This is a genomic window from bacterium (genome assembly GCA_035505375.1).
Taxonomy (GTDB): Bacteria; Hydrothermota; Tepidihabitantia; order Tepidihabitantales; family Tepidihabitantaceae; genus UBA2258.
The window spans coordinates 1-19,599 of record DATJQV010000063.1; the positions used below are offsets into that span (position 1 = coordinate 1).

Below are 19,599 nucleotides of genomic sequence, written 5' to 3' on the forward strand. Positions count from 1 at the left end.
GACCACGTCTGACCACAACATGTACAACGCCGGCGCTTGCCACCAAACCGGTACACCTTCGCTCGACAGCAGGTCGACTTCTCATGCAAGGTAGCCATGCACGAGAATACAGCAGAGAAAACAGACTTAACTCACTCATCCTCAACCACTAGCCGCGCTCACTTTCAACAGCATTTCCGCCACGCTTGCCCCAAGAGACAACCCATGGTCAACCCGGAAACGAACCTAACACTTTCACGCACTGGAGTATAGGCTGGGCTGGACCCTGCTTCCCCCCCCACCCCCGGGACGCTACCCACAGCAGTCACCGGCGGGCCACTTGGTGCTGCTCTTGAAACCAGATGATGGGCTGGCTCTGGGGTCATCTTCCCGGTTAGCCATCGGATGCACTGAAGCACTGCACCCGCGAAACATTCCCGGACTTCTAACCAGACCTAACCGGGGACTGTCCCTGTAAGCCATCCGGGGACTACCCCCCGGATGAGTTGGGGAAGCCGGGAGGGAGGCGGGGGATTGTCAACGCTTTCTGCGGCAGCACAAGCACAAGCTTAAGCCAGCGCGGACGTAGTCCGCGAGTGACCAGTTCTCAGTTTCCAGTTCCCAGTCACCGGACGCCGCCGGCTGTCAGCCGTTAGCTGTCGGTCGGCACATCCCGCTGCCTTGACTTGCAGACCCGCAATCCTAGAATCCCGTGATGGCCAAACCGAACCGCTGGCATCCGGTCATACTGCCTGACGACTATCTCAGGAAGATGAAGCAGGCGCTGGAAGAGGTTGAGGCTCAGGTCGAGGCCAAGACTCGGTACGAACCTGACCCGGACTTCTCCCCTCCTCCCGACGACGACGCCCACTAGACCGTCCAGATGGACGGTCGCAGGCACGCGCTGAGTGCTATCTGTCTTCACCCAGCGTTGCACGCAGGGACGCGACTACCGCGAGATTATCTGGAGCCAGGCTGCCAGCAGGTCGCGCGCACCCTGTGGCCCGGCGAGCTTGACCATCAACAGGGTCAGCCCCAGGGCTACCACAATCAGCACCAGGACGATGGCCAGTCGGCGCAGAGAGCCATCCAGCTTGGTGGCTGGGATGGAATCGCTGACTGGAGGCGTGGGGTTTGGGGTAGTCACGACCACCTTCACCTCTACGCTACAGCCAATGAGCATGACACCCGGAAGGACATCGTTGAGACGATGGTCCGTCCGTGAGGTTGTTGCTATGGGCTGTCGCTGATTGGGAGTTGCCTTCTGAGGCTGGCCGCCGTCGACGGCGATCAGCCGGGCATCCTCGTTCTTCGCGAGGACCGGTCGGGAGGACGACCGGGCGAACACGTATCCTCCTTACCCAGAAGCGGGCTAGCCGCTAATGGGCAGGCGACGGACGTTCATCACGTATTCCTCCTTAAAACCCGGCCAATGGCAGCCGGGTTGCCATCAGCGTACGTGGCGAAGTGTTTCGTCTTGCCTGTTCGCCGCGCCGATGACGTATTTCATAATGGCCCGCAGGCTTCCCGAATTGGGGTCTCTCAGCGACTTCTTGCCTTCCGACTTGGCTCGCGCATTGGGTGGACGCCAAACAGCTTCTATGACGCGAGTCGCGGGGTCGAGATAGCTCAACCGGGGCCACAAAGCAATTCTACGGCCATCCGCACGGGCTGTCAACCAGACCCGGTCTGTCCAAGCGTGAGGGACAGGCACCCTATTTCGGGGAGCTTCAGGACACCCCACGAGGCATTGCAGATTGCGGATTGTCGATTGTAGATTGGCGGAATCCGAGGACTAGGCCGAGGCCATTGTCGAGTTCAAGACGCGCTACGAACCCGACCCGGACTTCTCCCCTCCGCCCGCCGCCGACCAGTCGGCTTGACTTCTAAACCTGCAGCAGTAGTATTCGCCCGATGGTGAACCGCAAACCCCGTGTGGCATTGACGGGAACAAAACTGTACGCCATGTCTCCGGAATTGCCCGGGAACTTCCATGAGGAGGATTACTTTGGCGAAACCGAGTGCCAAGATAGACTTGTCTGCGGCTGTTGCTGAAGCTGAACGCATAGTGGAGGTACTCCGCGACCCGACACTAAGGGCTGTCGCGTTCCCGAAGGTCCTGGACCTAGTTCTGACTGACGGCACCTGCGTTTCAGTTGGACGCACGCAGCCACCTGCCAAGAGACCCACCCAGCGCGAGTCAACCAGGCCCGGCCCGCTTGCTAGATTGAAGGAACTGGTCGAAGACGGCTTCTTTGACCAACAGCGATCCTCTCCCGAGATACTGCAGGCCCTTGCCGAGCGGGGCTATGTGTTGAAGCACGCCGACCTAACATGGCCGCTCTCGAATCTCGCCAGGACCAAGGTACTCCGGAGGAAGAAACAGCGCATAGGCGACGGCGGGCGTCTGGCGTGGTTCTACAGCAATTGGTAGACGGAGCAACCTAGCCAGCGACGACCATGCCCAATAGACCCAGATGGGTAGAATCCCCTGTCATCGACGGCATCAAGAACTACGAGCTGATAGGATGGCACACGTACGGAAAGCTCGTGGAGCAGTACCTAAACCTTAGCGCATACGTGTGGCGAGGGCAGCGTTGCGATGACTGGAAGCTCGTACCTACACTTGACCGAGAAATCCCAAAGGTGGCCTTCGGCAGGCGCGGCAACGTTGCTGAAAACCACCTTGGGGCCTTCAGGTACGCCACGAGAGGCCGGCGAGGTCCTAACCCGCCGGAATTGGGTGAGAACGACATGTGGGCGCTAGGACAGCACCATGGACTGGCCACACCGCTGCTTGATTGGACGAGTTCCCCGTTCGCGGCGGCGTTCTTCGCATTCATGAACGAGGGCAGGCCGCAGACGCCCAGGCGCGCGGTGTATGCGCTACATCGAACGGCGGTGGAGTTAAGATCTGCCCAAATCCGTACGGAACACACACGCGCCAACACCCCAGGTCGCGCTCCGGTGGTGGAATTCGTTACGCCCCTTTCCAACGATAATCCTCGGCTTGTAAGCCAAGGCGGGCTCTTCACTCGCGCACCAAGCGGCATCGACATAGAATCATGGGTGCGGTCTAGCTTCAAGGGCCAGTCAGATGCTTACTGCATAAAGATCACGGTCCCAGATGGCAATCGTCACGATTGCCTGCGGTCGCTGAACCGGATGAACATTAATCACGTCACGCTCTTCCCAGATCTCTACGGCGCCGCCAAGTTCTGCAACACCTCGCTGGTTGTCGACAACTACTAGTTCGTCGCGCGCCCCGGCACAAGGGGAACATGGGAGGGGAACCAGGTACAGGCACCGTATTTCGGGAAGCTTCGGGACAACCATCCCATTCTAGATTCCAGATTGTTGATTGCCGATTGGCGGGCAGGGCGAGCCAATCCATTCTAGATTGTGGATTTCCGATTTTAGATTAGCCGACCCAGGGGAGAAACGGGGACACGATACTAAATAGGTTCGGACGCGCCCGCGTTCAACATCGGGCCACGCCCCCGTTCCGCCCGGCCATCAAGGCCATCGTAGATTCTAGATTGACGATTGTAGATTGGCGGTTGGCCGCGGCTTTGCCGCAAGGTTGAGGTCGAGGCTAAGGTAGAGAGACGACGCGGATCTGCGTCGCAGCCTAAGCACAAGCTCAAGCTTCAACCTCAGGTTCAAGCTGGACGCTGACCGCGGATCGGGGGCGCGGGCTGAGCTAGGAACGAGGCCGGTCAGCGGCAGCCGGAGCGGTCGCACTCTCGGGTGCGTGGACGACGCCGAGCAGGCCGTCAATCGTCAGGTCCTCGTCGAGTTCCGGCCAGTGGATGCCGTAGCCTGACGGCGAGAGCTCGAAGTTGTCCCGCTGGCGTTGCGTGGCCCGGGCGATCCGCTTTGATGCCTTCGCCAGGTCGAACCGGCATTGCCGGCCATCTACCATCATGGTCAGCGTCGTGCCACTCATCCTGACGTCACGGACTTCGTGTGCCTTAGTCATTCTTCAGTTCCTGAAAACGAGCCCACTCCGACACGATATAGTCGAAGTGCTGGAAGATGATGCTCCGGACCATCCTGCGGTCGGCCGGGCTCATGCCATAGGCGTAGGCCTCGGCTATCTCGTACGCTTCGACGTCGAGCCAATACTTCGCCTCGGCGTCGGCCTTGCTGCAGTGGACGTGAATCGGTTCATTCCGCTCGTTAGAGTAGAAGTAGAACCGCCAGCCGAGTATCAGCAGAATCGTGGGCATCAAGAGCAGAATAGCAGGACGTCGCAGTCGGTCAAGCCAGGCCTCTCCCCAATTCCGCCCGCGCGTCATGCCAGTTTACAGCTACCAGTCGACAGCTACTGCCCGCCCACAGTTAACCGCCGACAGCTTCAGACACACGAGATCAGGACTTCATCGCAGCCCAAGCACAAGCTCAAGCCCTAAGCCGCAAACTCCGATGCATGAGCCGCAGGCCGGATTCCGGCCGCGTTCGCGGCTCCGTGTTTGACCACGGTTCGGACTGGGATAGAATGTGTCGTTGGCTGTGGCCGTTGTCAGCCCCAGTCGGGCTGCTGAGTCAGTTCCCTTTCAGGAGGACCGCTGCGCCTTTTCGTATTCACCACCCTGACCGTCTTGCTGCTGGCCGCTACACGGCCGGCGTTTGGGCAAAAGGGGGACAGTCCCTCAGATTCGCACAGGACCCTGCGAAGGGACAGTCCCCATTTTGTCACTCATGTCCCAGTCCGCATGGAGGCCCGGGTCTACTTTGATGACGTCCGGACCCTCCGGCAACTGGGCGACCTCGCGGGCGAGCTGGACGTGTGCACGTGGGTCAAAGACACACTGGGCGGGTATCTTGTGATTGACACCGATTCGTCTCAACTCAAGCAGATTCGGGCCGCGGGCCTGCTCGCGGATGTGACCTATCCGGACATCCGGCAGAAGTTCCGCGAGATGACCGGTCTCCGACAGCGGCAGGACCTCGAACCTGCAAACCGCCAAGAGCGCCGAGGCCAGCATACTGCATACAGCATACAGCATACTGGGCAAACGGATGTCCAATCCGGCGAACCCGCCTCGGGTCGCGGCTTCGGCTATTATCTGACCTACTATCAGGTTGAGGACTCGCTCGCCGCGCTGGCCTCGACCTATCCTTCCATCTGCAAGCTGACAAGCGCGGGGCTGTCTTACGAGAATCGGAACATCTGGGTCCTGAAGGTCTCATCCGACGTGGATTCCACCGAGAATAAGCCGGCCTTCTACGTGGAAGGGGCGATTCACGCCCGCGAACCGATGGCGACCAGCGCCTGTGTCGCGTTCGCCGAGCGCCTCCTGACTCAGTACGGCAGGGACTCTATGACGACGTGGCTCGTCAATAACCGCGAGGTGTACATCATTCCGGTCGTGAATGCCGACGGCTACGTCTACAACTCGGATTCGGGCGGAGATGAGGCGAACTGGCGCAAGAACCGCCGCAGCCCGGTGCCTCCGGACATCGGCGTCGACCTGAACCGCAACTTCGGCTACAAGTGGGGCGCCGATAACGAGGGCTCGACTGGCCATCCCTGGGACGAAACCTATCGCGGCCCGGCGCCGTTCAGCGAGCCTGAAACTCAGGTGATACGCGACTTCCTGCTTGCGCACAGGCCCCGCACGTGCATGGACCTGCACAGTTTCGGCCGGTACAACATGTACCCGTGGGGCTGCACGGTCAACCCGCCGCCGGACCGGGCGATGCTCGCAGAGATGGTAGACACATTCCAGGCAAACAACCACTACCCCCTGTCACAGACCGGGCAGATTTGTACGACCATATACCCCTGCAACGGCATGTCGACCGACTGGGAGTATTCGGACACCGCGGGCAAGTTCTCATCCTACGCCTTCAACTGCGAACTCGGGATTTACGATTTCTGGTACGGCTGGCTGGACTCGAGCTACATCAGGAACGAGTGCAACCTGAACATCCCCAATTTGTACTACCTGACGCGGGTGGCCGGAGCCTGGTTCGATGTGGCATCTTCGGTGCTGGATGACTCGGTCACCGGCAACGGTAACGGCCGCATTGACCCGAATGAGCTCTCCGGCATTTGGTTCACGCTCAGGAACCGGGCAGTCCATCCGATGGACTCGGCCTACGCGATTACTGCGAGGCTGGTGTCGGAAAGCCCCGACGTGCAGGTGCTGGACTCGGGCCTCTCGTTTCCCAACGTTCTGCGCTCGAGCACGGTCGATGACCATGCGACGCAGTTCCACATCCGCACGTCCGGCACTATCGCCCGCGGAACGTTCGTGCCGCTCCGCCTTGAGTTGTCTTTCACCGATGCCGGTCGCATGTACAATCAGGGTGTGGAATTCTCGGCTCCGAACTGGCGTCGGCCCGTGACCGCATTCGCGCCGCCTGCCTGTTCATTACGGCTCACCGCGGCGCCAATTCCGGCCGTAGACCGCGTTCGCTTCAGCCCCAAACCGGCGGCTGCCGTCGGCCGCCTCGACATCTTCGCAATTGACGGAACCCGGATGGCGATGAGTGCCGTCTCCGGCCCGTATGTGTGGGACTGCACCCGCGTACCGGCCGGCATCTATTTCTGCCGCCTCACCGCGGCCGGGAACACCGCCACAACCCGTGTAAGCATCGTGCACTAGAGGAGTCTTCATGTTGTATCGTGACGCCGGTGTCGACATCAACGCCATGGATGCGGTCAAGCGCCGGATTGCCGGCATCGCCCGCTCCACCTACGGACCGCAGGTTCTCTCCGAAGTCGGGCTGTTCGGCTCGCTCTGCCGCGTCCCCAAGCTGCGCGACCCGGTGCTGGTGGCGAGTTGCGACGGCGTCGGCACGAAGCTGGTCGTAGCCCGCATGTGCGGCCGCTACGACACCGTCGGCATCGACATCGTCAATCACTCGGTCAATGATATCCTCACCCTTGGGGCGCGGCCGCTCTTTTTCCTCGACTACATCGCCCACTCGAAGCTCTCGCCCGAGCACCTGCTTGAGCTGGTCAAGGGACTGGGCAAGGCCTGCCGCGACAATGGCGTTTCCCTGGTCGGCGGCGAGACGGCGATGATGCCCGACATCTACCGGCCGCGCGACTTTGACCTCGCCGGATTCATCGTCGGGACCGTCGAGCGAGACCGGATCATCGACGCCACGCGGGTCGCGCCCGGCGACGTGGTAATCGGCCTCCCATCCTCCGGTCTGCACACCAACGGCTACTCGCTGGCCCGTCGGGTGCTCTTTGACAAGGCCGGGCTGAAGGTCGGCTCGCGGGTCAAAGGGCTAGCTCTGACAATCGGAGAAGAACTCCTTCGGCCGCACCGGTCGTACCTCGAGACGGTCTATCGCCTGCTCGGCCGCGTCCACGCGCTGGCCCATATCACCGGCGGCGGCTTCTACGACAATATCACCCGCCTGTTACCAGGCGAGGTCTCGGTCATCATCCACAAGTCGAGCTGGAGGCCGTTGCCGATATTCGCGCTGATTCAACGCCTCGGCAGCGTACCGGACGGAGAGATGTACCGGACATTCAACATGGGCATGGGCATGGTCCTCATGGTCGCGCCCAAGCAGGCCGACCGAATACTCGATTCTGTGCCGGGCAGCCGCGTCATCGGCAAGGCCGTCCGCGGCACCTTCGGCGTGTCGGTCATCTGAATGGGGACCGGGGATCAGGGGTCAGGGACCGGGGTACCCGAATCCCGACCGAGCCAGGACATTCGAGACTACCGGGACTTGAAGGTCTGGCAGGAGGCGATGACCCTTGTACGGCTCACCTACAAACTCACCAAAGAGCTACCGCGCAACGAGGAGTTCGGACTGTCCCTGCAAATGACACGGGCTGCGGTTTCGGTCCCGGCCAACATCGCTGAAGGTCACAGCTCGCAACACCGCAAGGTATTCCTCAATCATCTGTCCATGAGCCGGGGATCTCTCGCAGAACTGGAAACCTACTTCGCACTGCTGACCCAACTTGAATTCGTGACTCAGGAACAAGTGGCTGTCGCGTGCAACCAAGCTGGATTGGTCGGCAGATTGCTGAACGCCCTCATCCGAGCGCTGAATCCGCGGTAGGCCGGCTGGCCACGGCGTCCTGATATCTCGGTCTAACCCGATCCCCGACCCCCGGCCCCCGATCCCTTCTCCGGTCATCCGCGCGGGTGAAAGGTCCGGTGGGTCTCTCTCAGGTATTCCCGGTCAACGTGAGTGTAGATTTGGGTCGTGGCGATGTTCGAATGCCCGAGCATCTCCTGCACCGCACGCAGGTCTGCCCCGCCTTCGAGCAGGTGCGTGGCAAAGGAATGCCGGAGCGTGTGCGGCGTCACGCGGCGTTTGATGCCCGCCAGCGCGACACAGGAACGGAGTATCTTGAGAAACCCCATCCGCGACAGCGCGCCACCGCGTTGATTCAGGAACAGGCTCGGGCTCGTCTTCCTTCCCGCATAGTGAGGCCGAGCCGCGCTTAGGTAATCACGCACCGCCTTGATGGCCGGCTGCCCGAGCGGAACCACCCGCTCCTTGCTTCGCTTCCCCATCACCCTCAGGAATCCCTCGGTCAGCGATATGCTCCCGGTGCCCAGCCCCAGCAACTCCGACACCCGCAGACCGCTGCCGTACATCACTTCCAGCATTGCCTTGCTGCGCAGGGCCCAGAACCGATCCGGCGCACTGCCCGCCGCTTCGATCAGCTTCGCTATCTCGTCCTGGGTCAGGACGCTCGGCAGCTTGCGCCGCTGCTTGGGCAGGTCAATGTCATCGGCGGGATTGATCGTCATCATCTGCTCGGACGCGAGGAAGCGGAAGAACAGGCGTATTGACACAAGCTTGCGAGCCACAGTTGTGGTCGCCAACCCGGCGCTGCCGAGTTTCCGGGCGTAGTCGTGGAGCGTATGCCGGCTGGTGGCGGCCGGTCGCTCGGCCGCCTCGGGCACGGCCAGAAAGAACTGCTTCAGGTCGGCAAGGTAGCAGTCGGCCGACGCGCGAGTGACGCTTCGCTCAACCAGCAGATAGCTGACGAACCGATCCAGTAGCTGCCGAGCCGCCTCGGCCACAGGTTGAGGTCGAGATTCGGAAGGACTCGCGTCCTGTCTAAACCTCGGCCTCAGCCTTGACCCGTTCTTCTGCCCCGCTGATGACCGTATCATGCTGGTATCGGTCATCCGGCCTCGGGTGGTCTTCATTGCAGTGCAGGCCTCTCGACTCGGGCCTTCGCAGCGCGCATTCGACGACGAGGAACGACACGGCCAGCAGGTTGCGCAGCTCCATCCCGGCGACCGATGACGCCAGACTCTCGGCTTCGGCTGTCAACTGTCGTAGCTCTAGACGCGCCTCGGCCAGGCCGGCATCGGTCCTCACAATCCCGGCACTCTGCCACATCCGGCTCTGCAGCCGACGGCGCAGCTCGGCGACCCGTTCATCGGAAGTCGGCTGTCGGCTGGCTGAGGGCTGTCGGCTTTCTGGACTCTGGACTCTGGACTCTAGATTCTGGATTCTGGACTCTGTACTCTGGACTTCCCGTGCTGCCCGTTCCGCTGCCCGGTCGGCCATCACCAGCGCTTCGAGCAGCGAGTTCGAGGCGAGCCGATTCGCTCCGTGCAGGCCGGAACAAGCACACTCGCCCGCTGCAAAGAGTCCCGGGACCGACGTCTCGGCCCAGTCGTTGGTCTCGATTCCGCCGCAGATGTAGTGCGCGGCCGGCACGACCGGAATCGGCTGCCGCGTGATGTCGATGCCGAGCTTGAGGCAGGTCTCGCTGATGTTGGGGAACCGCTCGCGGAGCCGCGTCGGGTCCAGGTGCGTTGCGTCGAGCAACACGTAGTCGCCGCCGCGCAATCTCAACTCCGTGGCTATCGCCCGCGCCACCACGTCGCGCGGTGCCAGGTCCGCATCCGGGTGATACTCGGGCATGAACGCGTGGCCGTCGCGCGTCCGGAGGATTGCCCCCTCGCCTCGGACGGCCTCGGAAATGAGAAAGGCGCGGCCCTCAAGTCGATGTCCGTACATCGAGGTCGGATGGAATTGCACGAACTCCATGTTCGCAATTCTCGCCCCGGCTCGATAGCCCATCGCGACTCCGTCACCGGTCGCAATCTCCGGGTTGGTGGTGTGCAGCCATGCCTGCCCCATGCCCCCGGTCGCAAGCAGGCACATGCGCGCCCGGACGAACTCCACGCTGCCGCTGGACGTGTCGAGTACGAACGCACCGCAGCAGCGGCCGTCGCCGCTCAGTGCCAGGTCCACGACGAAGTGCTCCTGAAGCATCGTCACCTTCGGGTCGGCCCTTACCGCCCCAAGCAGGCCGCGCTCTATCTCGACGCCGGTGAAGTCTTGAGCGTGGACGATGCGGCGGCGGCGGTGGCCGCCCTCCTGTCCGAGGTCGAAATGCTCGTTCCCCGACCCGTCAGCGTAAGTATTGAATGGCACGCCCAGGCTGAACAGCTCGCGCACGAGCCCGGGCCCGGCCTCGGTTATCAGCCTGACGACATCGGGATGAGCGATGCTGGCGCCGGCCCGGAGCGTGTCCTCGTAATGAAGCTGCGCGCTGTCATCGGATGCCACTGCCGCCGCAATTCCGCCCTGGGCGTAGTTCGTGTTCGATTCCGTGTCCGCCTTCTTGGTGACGAGCAGGACCGACCCGTGTCGGCCCGCACGATGGGAGAACCAGAGCCCGGCCATGCCCGAGCCGATAACAAGGAAGTCGCAGGAAAGTGATTCAGGAATCAAGGAATTGAGGGATCGAGTGCTAGAACCGGTAGCAGACCTTGACCCCCGGCTCGACATCGCCGGGGCGGAGCTCGACCCGTGAAGTTGAACCGTCCCGGCCGGCGAAGAACGCACAGTCGACGAAGCTCACCAGCCGATTGAGCACCAGAGCCCCGACGGCAAACTGGGCGTCGAGCGCAGCGGTACGGCCCGATCTCCTGGTTCGGTAGTACCGAAACCGGGCCGAATCCGAGCTCCAGGTCCAGGCCTGTGACCCGAAATAGCCGTGGCTCTCGTAGTAGGCGTGCTGCAGGGCCGGGTCATCGGGATACGCATCCCGCGCGTCGGCCCGCACCTGCTCGTTGTACAGATCGGCATTGTCGTATTGCTCCAGCGCCTTGTAGTAGCGCGACTCCTTGACGGCAAGGTCGGCGCCGGCCTCGTTTGCGGCGAAGAGCCGAGCATCATGCTCGCGTGCGGAGCTGGCCCATGAGAATCCCGACCAGACTGCCCAGAGCGCGCCGTCCAGCCAGAGCAATGCCTCGCCGCGCTTCGCATTGCCGAGCATCATCTGGCCAGTCCCGGGCAGAGCCCAGGAAGCCAGTATGGCGGTGCCGCGAGAAGACTGCTTCGGCGCGGGCGTCCCGATTGACGACTGAATTGACCACGAAGGCTGCGGTTGGGCGGTAACAATCATCATTGCCAACAATGTATTGCAGATCATGTTTCCCCTCTCATTCGATGACGACCTTGCGGCATCCGACATCAGCGCCGTCACGTGTTACAAGAAAATACGCGCCGCCGCTGACGCCACTCAGGTCCAGCTCGTGCCGCGCCGTCGACGATACCCGTCGCACCTGCCTGCCGGAAGCATCATAGAGCACGGCCACACCGGTCGGCGACCGCAGGTCGACCTTCAGGTGGCCGTAGTGCCCTACGATACTCGGCCGGCCGGCAAGCCTGCTTCCGGTCGCTGGTCCGTCTTCAACCCCGACCAGATTCCAGTCGGTCAGCTTGGCGTAGATATCGAAGCCCTGATGCCGGCGATTGTCGGTCCAGGCGAATGCCAGCACGTTGCCGCTGGCGACGACGCTCTGCCCCACGGTCCAGTGATAGTTGTGTGGAAACAACCTGGCGTCGTTCAACATCTGGTTGTGGCTGATTCGCGTGCGGTCGGGCCGGAACCGCTGGCAGTAAATCTGCGGGCATCCCGGAAAGTCTCGTTCGTCGTTGAACTCCACGGCCAGCCTGCCGTCCGGAGCGAACGCGCAGCTCGGCGAGTAGGCGTCAGTCAGGGTAACGTTGTCGTTCACTCGCTCGTTTTCACCCAGCCTGGCTCCGGTCGAATCGAACCACTGAAGGTAGACGTCGTAGCCGCCGTTTCGTCCGTCTTCCCAGGCGACGGCAAACCGGCCCTGTTCGTCAATCGCGCACGCCGGGTAGCCCTGGTACGTGTTGCCGGCATCGGTATTCACCCGGATGTTGCGACCCACCGGCGAGCCGTCAACGCGGTACGCCTGGCAGTAGGCGTCTGAACCGGTCAGCGAGTCGCGGGAGTCCATCCACGCCGCGACAAACCGACCCTGCCGGTTCATCGCCAGGCTGCCGTATTCGCCGTCGGCGGTGGTGTCCTGCACTGACCACTCCGGTCCGAGGGGATTGCCACTCGGATCGTACCGGCGGCAGTAGATCTTGTACGGGCCGTCGCGCGTGTCCATCCAGATTATTGCCGCGTCGTTGTTCGAATCCATTGCCGGATAGGGGTACCACTGCGAAGCACCCGTGGCATCAGAATTGACCCGGAAGTTGCCACCGATAGGCGCACCGTCGGCGTCCATGTACTGAGCATATATGTCGGTGGAATCCGGACCCGCCCGCATGTCAGTCCACGCCGCAAGGAACCGGCCCTTGCCTCCGGCTACCCCCGCATAGTACTGGTCTGCCCCGCCCGGACCATCGTCATTGAGCCGCAGGTTGGCGCCGATGAGGTTCCCGGCTGAGTCGGTGACACACCGGTAGATGTCCGTCGCGCCGTTCCGCTCATCTTCCCAGGCGATGCAAATGCGTCCGTGCACGTCCATGCCGATGGACGAACAGCGCTGGAGCGCGCTGCCGTGGTCGTCGTTGATACGGAAATTGGCCTTGACCTTGCTGCCGTCGCGGGCAAGCCGCTGACAGTAAACGTCGGCGTCGCCGGAGCGTGCGTCCGACCAGGCGACCCAGTACCCGCCATCCGGCCTCGCGCCGATGCCGGGGTCGGTCTGAGCCCCGGCGCTGACGTCATTGAGCCTGAAACTCGGGCCTGACGCAATTCCGTTTGCATCATATCGCCGCGCATACACGTCGTAGTTGCCGCCCCGACCGTCGGTCCAGACAACCATAAACTCGCCATACTTGTTCACGGAGACCCCGGAGCTGAGCTGGTCAGTGCTGCCGTTGTCGTCGTTGACCTTGAAGTTCTGGCCCAGAGCACTACCACCGGCATCGTAGCGCTGGGCGTACACGTCCCAGTTGCCGTTTCGGTTGTCGTCCCACGTTACCACGAACGCGCCGTTCAATCCGCACGAGACCCGGGGCGTCCACTGGATGCTGTCATCGGTCGTTACCTGGATATTGCTGCCGAGTCTTTGCCCCTGCGAGTTGAATCGCTGGCAGAAGATATTCCAGTCCGAATTGCCCTGGCCTCTGCCGTCTTCCCAGACGACCACGAACCGTCCCGAACTGTCACCGGATACCTTCGGCTCGTACTGGTTCGCGTATCCCACCGGGTCGTCGTTAACCCGGAAATTTGTGTCCATGAAACTGCCGTCGGGGTTGAGGAACTGCGCGAAGATATCACCAGACAGACCATACCGCCGGTCGTCCCACGCCACCAGGGCCACTCCGTTCGGCGCGATCCATGCCCCGGACATGCTCTGGTCACCCGGCGCGGCCGAGTCGCTGACTCGGAAGTTGTCTCCGAGCCGGTTTCCGGCAGCATCGAACCGCTGCGCAAAGAGATCGGAGTTGCCGATGTCTCGTCGGTCCTCCCAGGAAAACAGGCTGCGACCGTCCGGTCCCATTGCGCTCTGCGGGTCGCCCTGCCAGCCCATCGTAATGTCCGTGTTAAGCCGTTCGTTGACCCCGATCTTGTTGCCGACGGAATCGAGCCGCTGGAACCACGCATCGGCATCGCCGTCACGGAACTCATACCAGCTCACGACGAAGTCACCGAACGAGTCCACGCCGACCTTCGGCATCAGCTGTGGGCATCCGCTCGCCGTATCATCGTCGCAGACAAAGTCATCCTTGAGGACAGCGTCGACGCCGAGCCCTTCGCCGGCCGCGCCTTGTCCCATGCCGCGTCTCGCGTGTCTGGGCGGCACCACGTGCCCGTTTGCCAGCGGTCTCGGGTTTTCAGGAGTCCGCAGCTTGATGAGGTCAGCCGGCCCTGTCGCCAAGGACAGAGAAAGCGCCAAGGACAAAGTACAAAGGACAAAGCAAGGAGAAGAGAGAAAGTGGAAATGACGAATTCGGATTCCGGGTTTTGCCCTCATTCAATCGTCATTCGAACTTCGTCATTCGAGTTTTACCGTATCACTGCCAGCTTCGTGAACTTCACCTGACGCAGGCCCAGCCCCTTGGCCTCCAGTCTGACGATGTAGGTACCGGGTGGGGTCTGCTTGAGGTCGACCGCGGTCTCGTTATCGGCGTCTTTGACTGCCCGACCGTCGATCTCCGCGCCGACCGGCTCGCCGCTCAGGTCCAGCAGTCGCAGCTTCACCTGGTCGGCATCGTTCACGTGGTAGCGCACGTTCACGGAGGTGCCCGCCGGGTTCGGCCAGACGTACAGCTTCGCGACAAGAGAATCGGTGTGGGCGCGCGGCGTCCAGGGCGGGAGTTCCGATTCAGGAATCAGGCCGGTGTGGCAGGCGTCGTGGTAAGCGCACGCCCACTTGATGCCTGAGGCCGAGCCGGGCATCTTCCAGACGTAGAACATGCCGGAGTCGCTGCCCACGGCCAGCTCGATCTTGCCGTCCCCGTCCAAGTCGACGGCGAGCGGCGTCGCACTGATGCTGGCGGTCGTCATCAACGGGAAGAATTGCAGCGGCCGGCCGGTCCTGCCGTTGAACCCGAGCAGGCCGTACTTGGGCGAGCCGATAATCACGTCCGAGGTATCGTTACCTTCCACATCCGCGACAATCGGTGAAGAGAAATAATCGAAGTAGAAACGAATCGTATCAAGATATGCGTAGTACGGGTTCTGGGTCACCGCGTAGAGCAAGTAGGTCGAATCCTGCTTGAAGGGGTAGTTGCTGACGAGTGTCGCGTTGTGGTTGAGCGCGAACAGATTGTTGGTCGAAGCGGCCAGCACATCCACGTAGTCATCGCCGTTCATGTCGGCGGCGGCCACCGTGCCCGCAAAGGGACTGCGGATGAACTCCTGCGACTGATACTTGACCGTACCGTCCAGCCCGACGACATAGAAACGGAAGTCGTGGTCGCCTCCGGCAACAACCCCTATCTCCTTGGTCCCATCCCGGTCGAAGTCAGCCACCACCGGCTGCGCGGTGCAGTAGTAGGGTGTATGGCCCAGCACTACCGGGAACCCCGGCGCCAGCGTCCCGTCCGAATTGTACAGGAACAGCCGGCTGTCGCCGCCAAGCACGACAATCTGCGGCCGGATGGTATCGGTCACCGCGACCGGCGCGCGAATCTCCGAGCCGACGCTTACCGGGAAACCGGGCAGCAGGGTCCCGTCGCCCTTCCACGCATACAGCCGCATGTCGGTCGAGCCGACAATGATGTCCTTCTTGCCGTCACCGTCGATGTCCGCGAGCGTCGGGGCGGCGAACACCGCCCCGCCGACCTTGATGCGGGTCGGCGCACCCGAGACCGGTATGACCCGGATGAGCGTGTCGCCGCTTGCCGTCACGACCTCGAGTTTCGCGTCGCCGGTCACGTCGCCGACGGCGATGCCGGCGTGAGTTGAAACCCCGGTATTGAGCGCGCGTATGACCGAGCCGTCGGCGCGCCAGATCTCCAGAAACCCGGTCGTGTCGATAGCGGCAATCTCGTTCTTCCCGTCGCCGTCCATGTCCGCGGCGAACGCGGAGAGGATCGGTGCGGCACCCATTGCCTTCGGAAATCCCGGCTGGTAGAGGTCCCAATTGACGTTGACCGGTATCACCGTGTCCTTAAGCGTCCGGGTCGTTTCCGCGGCTCCGAGCAGGGTTACGTCGATGTAGCTCTTTCCTGTGTACGCGTCCGAGCTGGGGTTGGATTGAGCCCAGAACCGGTCGTTGTACCCGCCCTTGAAGAAGGGGTCGTACTTGTACCCATAAAGCTCGTAGAGCGGCGCGCGCGACTCCCAGTAGGGCACGTCAAAGTCCTGCACGCCGTCGCCCTCTTCGAGGGTAACGCCCTTGTGCTCCGGACCCCCTGCACCGACGTATGCGTTTACCGCATTACTCAGCCCGAATTCGTCGAGGCTCGTCTGGTCGATGTGCCAGATCAGCAGACCCGAACCGGGCTGGAAGAAATCGTATTCATTGTGCGCCACCGACACGACGACCCCGTCGCTGTCGTTGACCGTAATCGTATCCGGGTCGCGCGCGTCCGCCTGCCGGTTCTCAATCAGGAAGTACTCGCTGGAGTTTATCGGTATCTTCACGATTGTCGGCCGGGCCGTGTCACCGCGCTGGCCGAACAGGGATGTATCCATCTCCATTGCATAGATTGGAATCGACTCCAGCGGAACTCTTACGGTCTTCACATCATGAATGGTGTCAAGGAAGAGCGTGCGCGTGAACGCATCGCAGGACCCCGGTATCACGCCCGGCGGCGAACCGGCCCCATAGTCTCCGAGCCAGGCGCCATAGCCCATCAAGCTCCACCCGCCCACGCCCATCGTAATCCCGGTAATATCGTAGAGGTCGTAAGCTCCGAGCAAGTGCGCGAACTCGTGACAAAGCGTCCCCCCTAGTCCGGTCATCCCCAGGACGTCAACCTGGCCGTCCGACGTCATCGTATCCTGCCTCATCATCTCCGGGAGCACGGTCGCGCGCTCGATGTGGGTCTTGCCGGAATCGACCGAGATGTAGGGAACGCCGAGGTAAAGCTGGATCGCGTCCGACGGAATCTCGCCGGCCAGCAGGTCGAACGGCGAGTTCCCCCTGGTGTCGGATTGTTTGGCAGAACCGGCGTGGAAGATGATGAACTCATCGTAGTTGCCGAAGTGTATCTCGGGGTCGGCGTCAGCGACCCGGAACGCATCGCTCATCAGCCGAACGAGACCGGTCTCGATGGCGTCGTAGGAGGTCGTGTCGCTGTAGGCCTCCATTTCGCGCGGCAACTGATAGCAGGCCTTCTCCGCCGAAGGCATGACGGTGTATTCGACGTAGAGCTTGCCCAGCGACTGGGCCAGATAGTAGTTGCGCAAGCCCTGCATCTGTCGTTCGAAGTACTTCTTGAAGTGCGGCGGGTCGTAGAACAGGCCTGAATCCGGCGTCAGAAACCCGATGGTGTCCATCTTGCCGTTCCCGGTCGTGAGCGGCGTTGTGTCAGTCTGGAACTCGACCCTCAAACAAAGGACGCGAACCGTGTCGGTTCCTCCGGCCTGCAGCTTCTTGATGCGGGCGAGCTGGGCGGCGGTCGGCTTGAACCGAAACCGCTCCGCGGGGGGCTGCTTGCTGTCTACCACGGTGTATTGCTTCAGCAGTTGCCGTATCTGCTCTTCGGATCCCGGCAAGTTCCTCCGCTGCGAACGTACCAGACGAAGCTCTCGCGCCGGGGCAACCGACACCAGGAGCAACAACGAAATCGTACTCAGACGGGCGAGTACCTTAATCCAGCTACCGGTCAGCGCCCAAGTGCAGAAATGTCGAGCCCGGCTTCGGTCATTGGTCATTGAGTCCTCCATTGGGAATTGACCGGTCATTGGTACCAGGCGGCTAGTCAGTCCTGGCCCCTAACTGCTCACGTGCCCTTGGAAACCAAGAGAAAGGGATCTGCCCGGTTCCTGCGCAAATCCCAACCCCTTGTTCATGAAACGGAGAGAGAGGGATTTGAACCCCCGATACCCTTGCGAGTATACGTGATTTCGAGTCACGCGCCATCGTCCACTCGGCCATCTCTCCAGCGCGGGGCATGACCGATTCCGCCGGGGAATCGGGTCGTGTCCCGAGCAAATCCTGCGCTTACGCGTGCCGCCACGGGTCAATCGCCCCTCGTCTGACGCGTGCGCCGGGCGCGGAAGAAGCTCTTCAGCAAATCTGCCGATTCCGAAGCCAGCACACCCTCGGCCACCTTCAACTCATGGTTGAATCGATTGTCCCGGGCGACATCGTACCGCGACCCCAGACATCCGAACTTCGGGTCCCGCGCCCCATAGACGACAAGGTCCGGTCGCGCCAGCACCAGCGCACCGGTACACATCAGGCAGGGCTCGACCGTGACGTACACCGTTGCCCCGGTCAACCGCCAGTTCTCGATTGCCGTTGCCGCTGCCCCGACGGCAATAATCTCAGCATGCGCAGTCGGGTCTCTCAGGGCTTCGGTCCGGTTGTGTCCGCGGCCGACAATCCGACCACCGTGCACAACCACGCACCCCACCGGCACCTCTCCCTCGCCGGCCGCGGCCTCGGCCTCGGCAAGCGCGACCCTCATCCACTTCTCATGCTCAAGGAAAGGGTTCTGGGGTTCCACGGCTCCAAGATTCTGGGGTTCAGAGGCCCTGCTGCCGACTCGACCCCTTGAACCCTCGAACCCTTGGACCCTCTGCGCGGAACGCGCCCGGCGCGACTTGAACGCGCAACCTACGGATTCGTAGTCCGGCACTCTATCCAATTGAGCTACGGGCGCTTTGGAACTTCTGGCCAATTGTATTCGCCTCTGAGGCTAAAGTCAAGAATCCGAGGCCCGGAACCACTTGCCCATGCTGACCAGAGGCTGGACCTCGTATCCGAGTTTGCGGTAGAAACCGGGCACGTCACCCCGGGATTCGTCAATCTGCAGCTTGACCTTAACACAACCGTGTTCTCTCAGCCAGTTCTCGGCATACTCCATCATCTGACGGCCGATGCCCTTACGCTGCAGTTCGGGCCTGACCGCCAGGAGGTAAATCCAGCCCCGGTGTCCATCATACCCGACCATGACCGTCGACACGACCTTATCCTCAAGCATACCGACAAAGAACGACTCGGGGCTGTGTCTCAGCTTCTTCTGAATCTCGGACCGAGGATTGCGCTCCGGCGTCGCCATCCGGGCCAGGCTCCAGACCTCAAGCACTCCGTCCGTATCCTCAATCACGAACGGCCGTATATCGAGGCCCTTCAACTCGGCCTCCCGGCATTCGACACTCGACAATCGACCATCGCCATTCTCTAGATTCTCACCGACTATGCAAGGAAGTCAACCTATGCCCGGACCTGAATCAACCGCAGATCACGCGGATGGTTCGGATTCGGGTCGGAGCTTGCGCTTGTGCTGCTCAGCGCTGGATGATGACCTTGCGCTTGGGACTTGTAGCTTCAGGCCTCAAACATCGAACGCTACTCTTCGTCTGTCTCTTGTGCCACTGCCGAACCGTGGTAGGAGATGGCGATGCGGTGGGACGCGCCGAGCTTGCCGTACGGCGCATAGGGGTAGTCAACACCGATGCCATGCCAAGTAAGCCCAAGCCCGGCCCGCAGACCCGAGAACCCGTCATGGTCCGACCCGGTCCGATAGCCCAACCTGAGCGCGAGCGCCTTGACCAGCCGGCACTCAAGCAGCGCGGGAACGAGCAGGAACAGGAATACGATTGTCTGTCTCATGTTACCTCTTCATCTCCACGTATCAAAGCACCAATGAGCAAATGCCCAATCGAAATTCGGGCCTTGGGTACTTCCTCATTGACTGGTCATTGAGACTTGGGAATTGGGACTTTCCTCATCGTATGACGGATAGTTTCCCGACCTTGCTCGACTT

At 61.8% G+C, this 19,599-nt stretch carries 17 protein-coding genes and 2 tRNA genes; 6 read left to right on the top strand and 13 right to left on the bottom strand.

What is annotated here, in order from left to right; translation table 11 throughout:
* Positions 1–694 precede the first annotated feature (694 nt).
* The gene (locus VMH22_09665; protein ID HTW91963.1) at positions 695–853 is read left to right on the top strand and encodes a hypothetical protein; all 159 of its coding nucleotides are present in this window, start codon (positions 695–697) and stop codon (positions 851–853) included.
* A 75-nt stretch (positions 854–928) separates the two neighbouring features.
* Here VMH22_09665 and VMH22_09670 read toward each other — a convergent pair whose 3' ends face one another.
* Positions 929–1,162: a hypothetical protein gene (locus VMH22_09670; GenBank protein HTW91964.1), complete on the bottom strand. Its 234-nt coding sequence runs from the start codon at positions 1,160–1,162 to the stop codon at positions 929–931.
* An 825-nt stretch (positions 1,163–1,987) separates the two neighbouring features.
* Between VMH22_09670 and VMH22_09675 the strand changes: the two genes are divergently transcribed.
* Positions 1,988–2,413 carry a hypothetical protein gene (locus VMH22_09675; protein ID HTW91965.1) on the top strand — a complete coding sequence of 142 codons (426 nt, stop codon included), beginning with the start codon at positions 1,988–1,990 and terminating at the stop codon, positions 2,411–2,413.
* Between the two features lie 26 nt (positions 2,414–2,439).
* A complete protein-coding gene (locus tag VMH22_09680; protein ID HTW91966.1) occupies positions 2,440–3,231 on the top strand; it encodes an FRG domain-containing protein in 792 nt (263 codons plus the stop codon).
* A 451-nt stretch (positions 3,232–3,682) separates the two neighbouring features.
* On the opposite strand, the gene VMH22_09685 is transcribed toward VMH22_09680, so the two are convergent.
* Both VMH22_09685 and VMH22_09690 read right to left on the bottom strand, forming a co-directional pair.
* Complete coding sequence (locus tag VMH22_09685) at positions 3,683–3,961, bottom strand: DUF2442 domain-containing protein (GenBank protein ID HTW91967.1); 279 nt, start codon at positions 3,959–3,961, stop codon at positions 3,683–3,685.
* Positions 3,954–4,211 (bottom strand): DUF4160 domain-containing protein, encoded by a 258-nt coding sequence (locus tag VMH22_09690; protein HTW91968.1) that lies wholly within the window; start codon positions 4,209–4,211, stop codon positions 3,954–3,956. The genes VMH22_09685 and VMH22_09690 overlap by 8 nt, the downstream gene beginning before the upstream one ends.
* A 486-nt stretch (positions 4,212–4,697) precedes the next feature.
* On the opposite strand from VMH22_09690, the gene VMH22_09695 reads away from it, so the two are divergent.
* Genes VMH22_09695 through VMH22_09705 form a run of 3 tightly spaced genes read left to right on the top strand, consistent with a single transcriptional unit; the run spans position 4,698 to position 8,022 of the window.
* Entirely contained in the window at positions 4,698–6,596 is a 1,899-nt protein-coding gene (locus VMH22_09695; GenBank protein ID HTW91969.1) for a M14 family zinc carboxypeptidase, read from the top strand.
* Positions 6,597–6,606: 10 nt separating this feature from the next.
* The gene (purM, locus tag VMH22_09700) at positions 6,607–7,605 is read left to right on the top strand and encodes a phosphoribosylformylglycinamidine cyclo-ligase (GenBank protein HTW91970.1); all 999 of its coding nucleotides are present in this window, start codon (positions 6,607–6,609) and stop codon (positions 7,603–7,605) included.
* Entirely contained in the window at positions 7,606–8,022 is a 417-nt protein-coding gene (locus VMH22_09705; GenBank protein HTW91971.1) for a four helix bundle protein, read from the top strand. It begins immediately after the preceding gene.
* Positions 8,023–8,096: 74 nt separating this feature from the next.
* Here the strand turns inward: VMH22_09705 and xerD are convergent, their stop codons facing one another.
* The 10 genes from xerD to VMH22_09755 all read right to left on the bottom strand — a co-directional run bounded on the left by xerD (position 8,097) and on the right by VMH22_09755 (position 19,445).
* On the bottom strand, positions 8,097–8,999 hold the full coding sequence (xerD, locus tag VMH22_09710) for a site-specific tyrosine recombinase XerD (protein ID HTW91972.1): 903 nt from the start codon (positions 8,997–8,999) through the stop codon (positions 8,097–8,099).
* Positions 9,000–9,036: 37 nt separating this feature from the next.
* Entirely contained in the window at positions 9,037–10,671 is a 1,635-nt protein-coding gene (gene nadB / locus VMH22_09715) for an L-aspartate oxidase (protein HTW91973.1), read from the bottom strand.
* A 19-nt stretch (positions 10,672–10,690) separates the two neighbouring features.
* A complete protein-coding gene (locus tag VMH22_09720; protein HTW91974.1) occupies positions 10,691–11,374 on the bottom strand; it encodes a hypothetical protein in 684 nt (227 codons plus the stop codon).
* Between the two features lie 10 nt (positions 11,375–11,384).
* Positions 11,385–14,090 carry a hypothetical protein gene (locus VMH22_09725; GenBank protein HTW91975.1) on the bottom strand — a complete coding sequence of 902 codons (2,706 nt, stop codon included), beginning with the start codon at positions 14,088–14,090 and terminating at the stop codon, positions 11,385–11,387.
* Positions 14,091–14,218: 128 nt separating this feature from the next.
* A complete protein-coding gene (locus VMH22_09730) occupies positions 14,219–17,539 on the bottom strand; it encodes an immune inhibitor A domain-containing protein (protein ID HTW91976.1) in 3,321 nt (1,106 codons plus the stop codon).
* A gap of 142 nt (positions 17,540–17,681) precedes the next feature.
* Positions 17,682–17,768 (bottom strand) — tRNA-Ser (locus tag VMH22_09735).
* A 79-nt stretch (positions 17,769–17,847) separates the two neighbouring features.
* Positions 17,848–18,336, bottom strand: coding sequence for a tRNA adenosine(34) deaminase TadA (gene tadA, locus VMH22_09740; GenBank protein HTW91977.1), 489 nt, complete (start codon positions 18,334–18,336; stop codon positions 17,848–17,850).
* An 82-nt stretch (positions 18,337–18,418) separates the two neighbouring features.
* Positions 18,419–18,492: transfer RNA gene (locus VMH22_09745), tRNA-Arg, on the bottom strand.
* Positions 18,493–18,534: 42 nt separating this feature from the next.
* Positions 18,535–18,966 (bottom strand): GNAT family acetyltransferase, encoded by a 432-nt coding sequence (locus VMH22_09750; protein HTW91978.1) that lies wholly within the window; start codon positions 18,964–18,966, stop codon positions 18,535–18,537.
* Positions 18,967–19,181: 215 nt separating this feature from the next.
* Positions 19,182–19,445, bottom strand: coding sequence for a hypothetical protein (locus tag VMH22_09755; GenBank protein HTW91979.1), 264 nt, complete (start codon positions 19,443–19,445; stop codon positions 19,182–19,184).
* Between the last annotated feature and the right edge of the window lie 154 nt (positions 19,446–19,599).

Bases quoted from the DNA above. Each gene is read 5' to 3' on its own strand.
- VMH22_09665 (HTW91963.1), top strand. From the start codon at position 695: ATGGCCAAACCGAACCGCTGGCATCCGGTCATACTGCCTGACGACTAT.
- VMH22_09670 (HTW91964.1), bottom strand. From the start codon at position 1,162: ATGCTCATTGGCTGTAGCGTAGAGGTGAAGGTGGTCGTGACTACCCCA.
- VMH22_09680 (HTW91966.1), top strand. From the start codon at position 2,440: ATGCCCAATAGACCCAGATGGGTAGAATCCCCTGTCATCGACGGCATC.
- VMH22_09685 (HTW91967.1), bottom strand. From the start codon at position 3,961: ATGACTAAGGCACACGAAGTCCGTGACGTCAGGATGAGTGGCACGACG.
- VMH22_09690 (HTW91968.1), bottom strand. From the start codon at position 4,211: ATGCCCACGATTCTGCTGATACTCGGCTGGCGGTTCTACTTCTACTCT.
- VMH22_09695 (HTW91969.1), top strand. From the start codon at position 4,698: ATGGAGGCCCGGGTCTACTTTGATGACGTCCGGACCCTCCGGCAACTG.
- purM (HTW91970.1), top strand. From the start codon at position 6,607: ATGTTGTATCGTGACGCCGGTGTCGACATCAACGCCATGGATGCGGTC.
- VMH22_09705 (HTW91971.1), top strand. From the start codon at position 7,606: ATGGGGACCGGGGATCAGGGGTCAGGGACCGGGGTACCCGAATCCCGA.
- VMH22_09720 (HTW91974.1), bottom strand. From the start codon at position 11,374: ATGATCTGCAATACATTGTTGGCAATGATGATTGTTACCGCCCAACCG.
- VMH22_09730 (HTW91976.1), bottom strand. From the start codon at position 17,539: ATGACCAATGACCGAAGCCGGGCTCGACATTTCTGCACTTGGGCGCTG.
- VMH22_09755 (HTW91979.1), bottom strand. From the start codon at position 19,445: ATGAGACAGACAATCGTATTCCTGTTCCTGCTCGTTCCCGCGCTGCTT.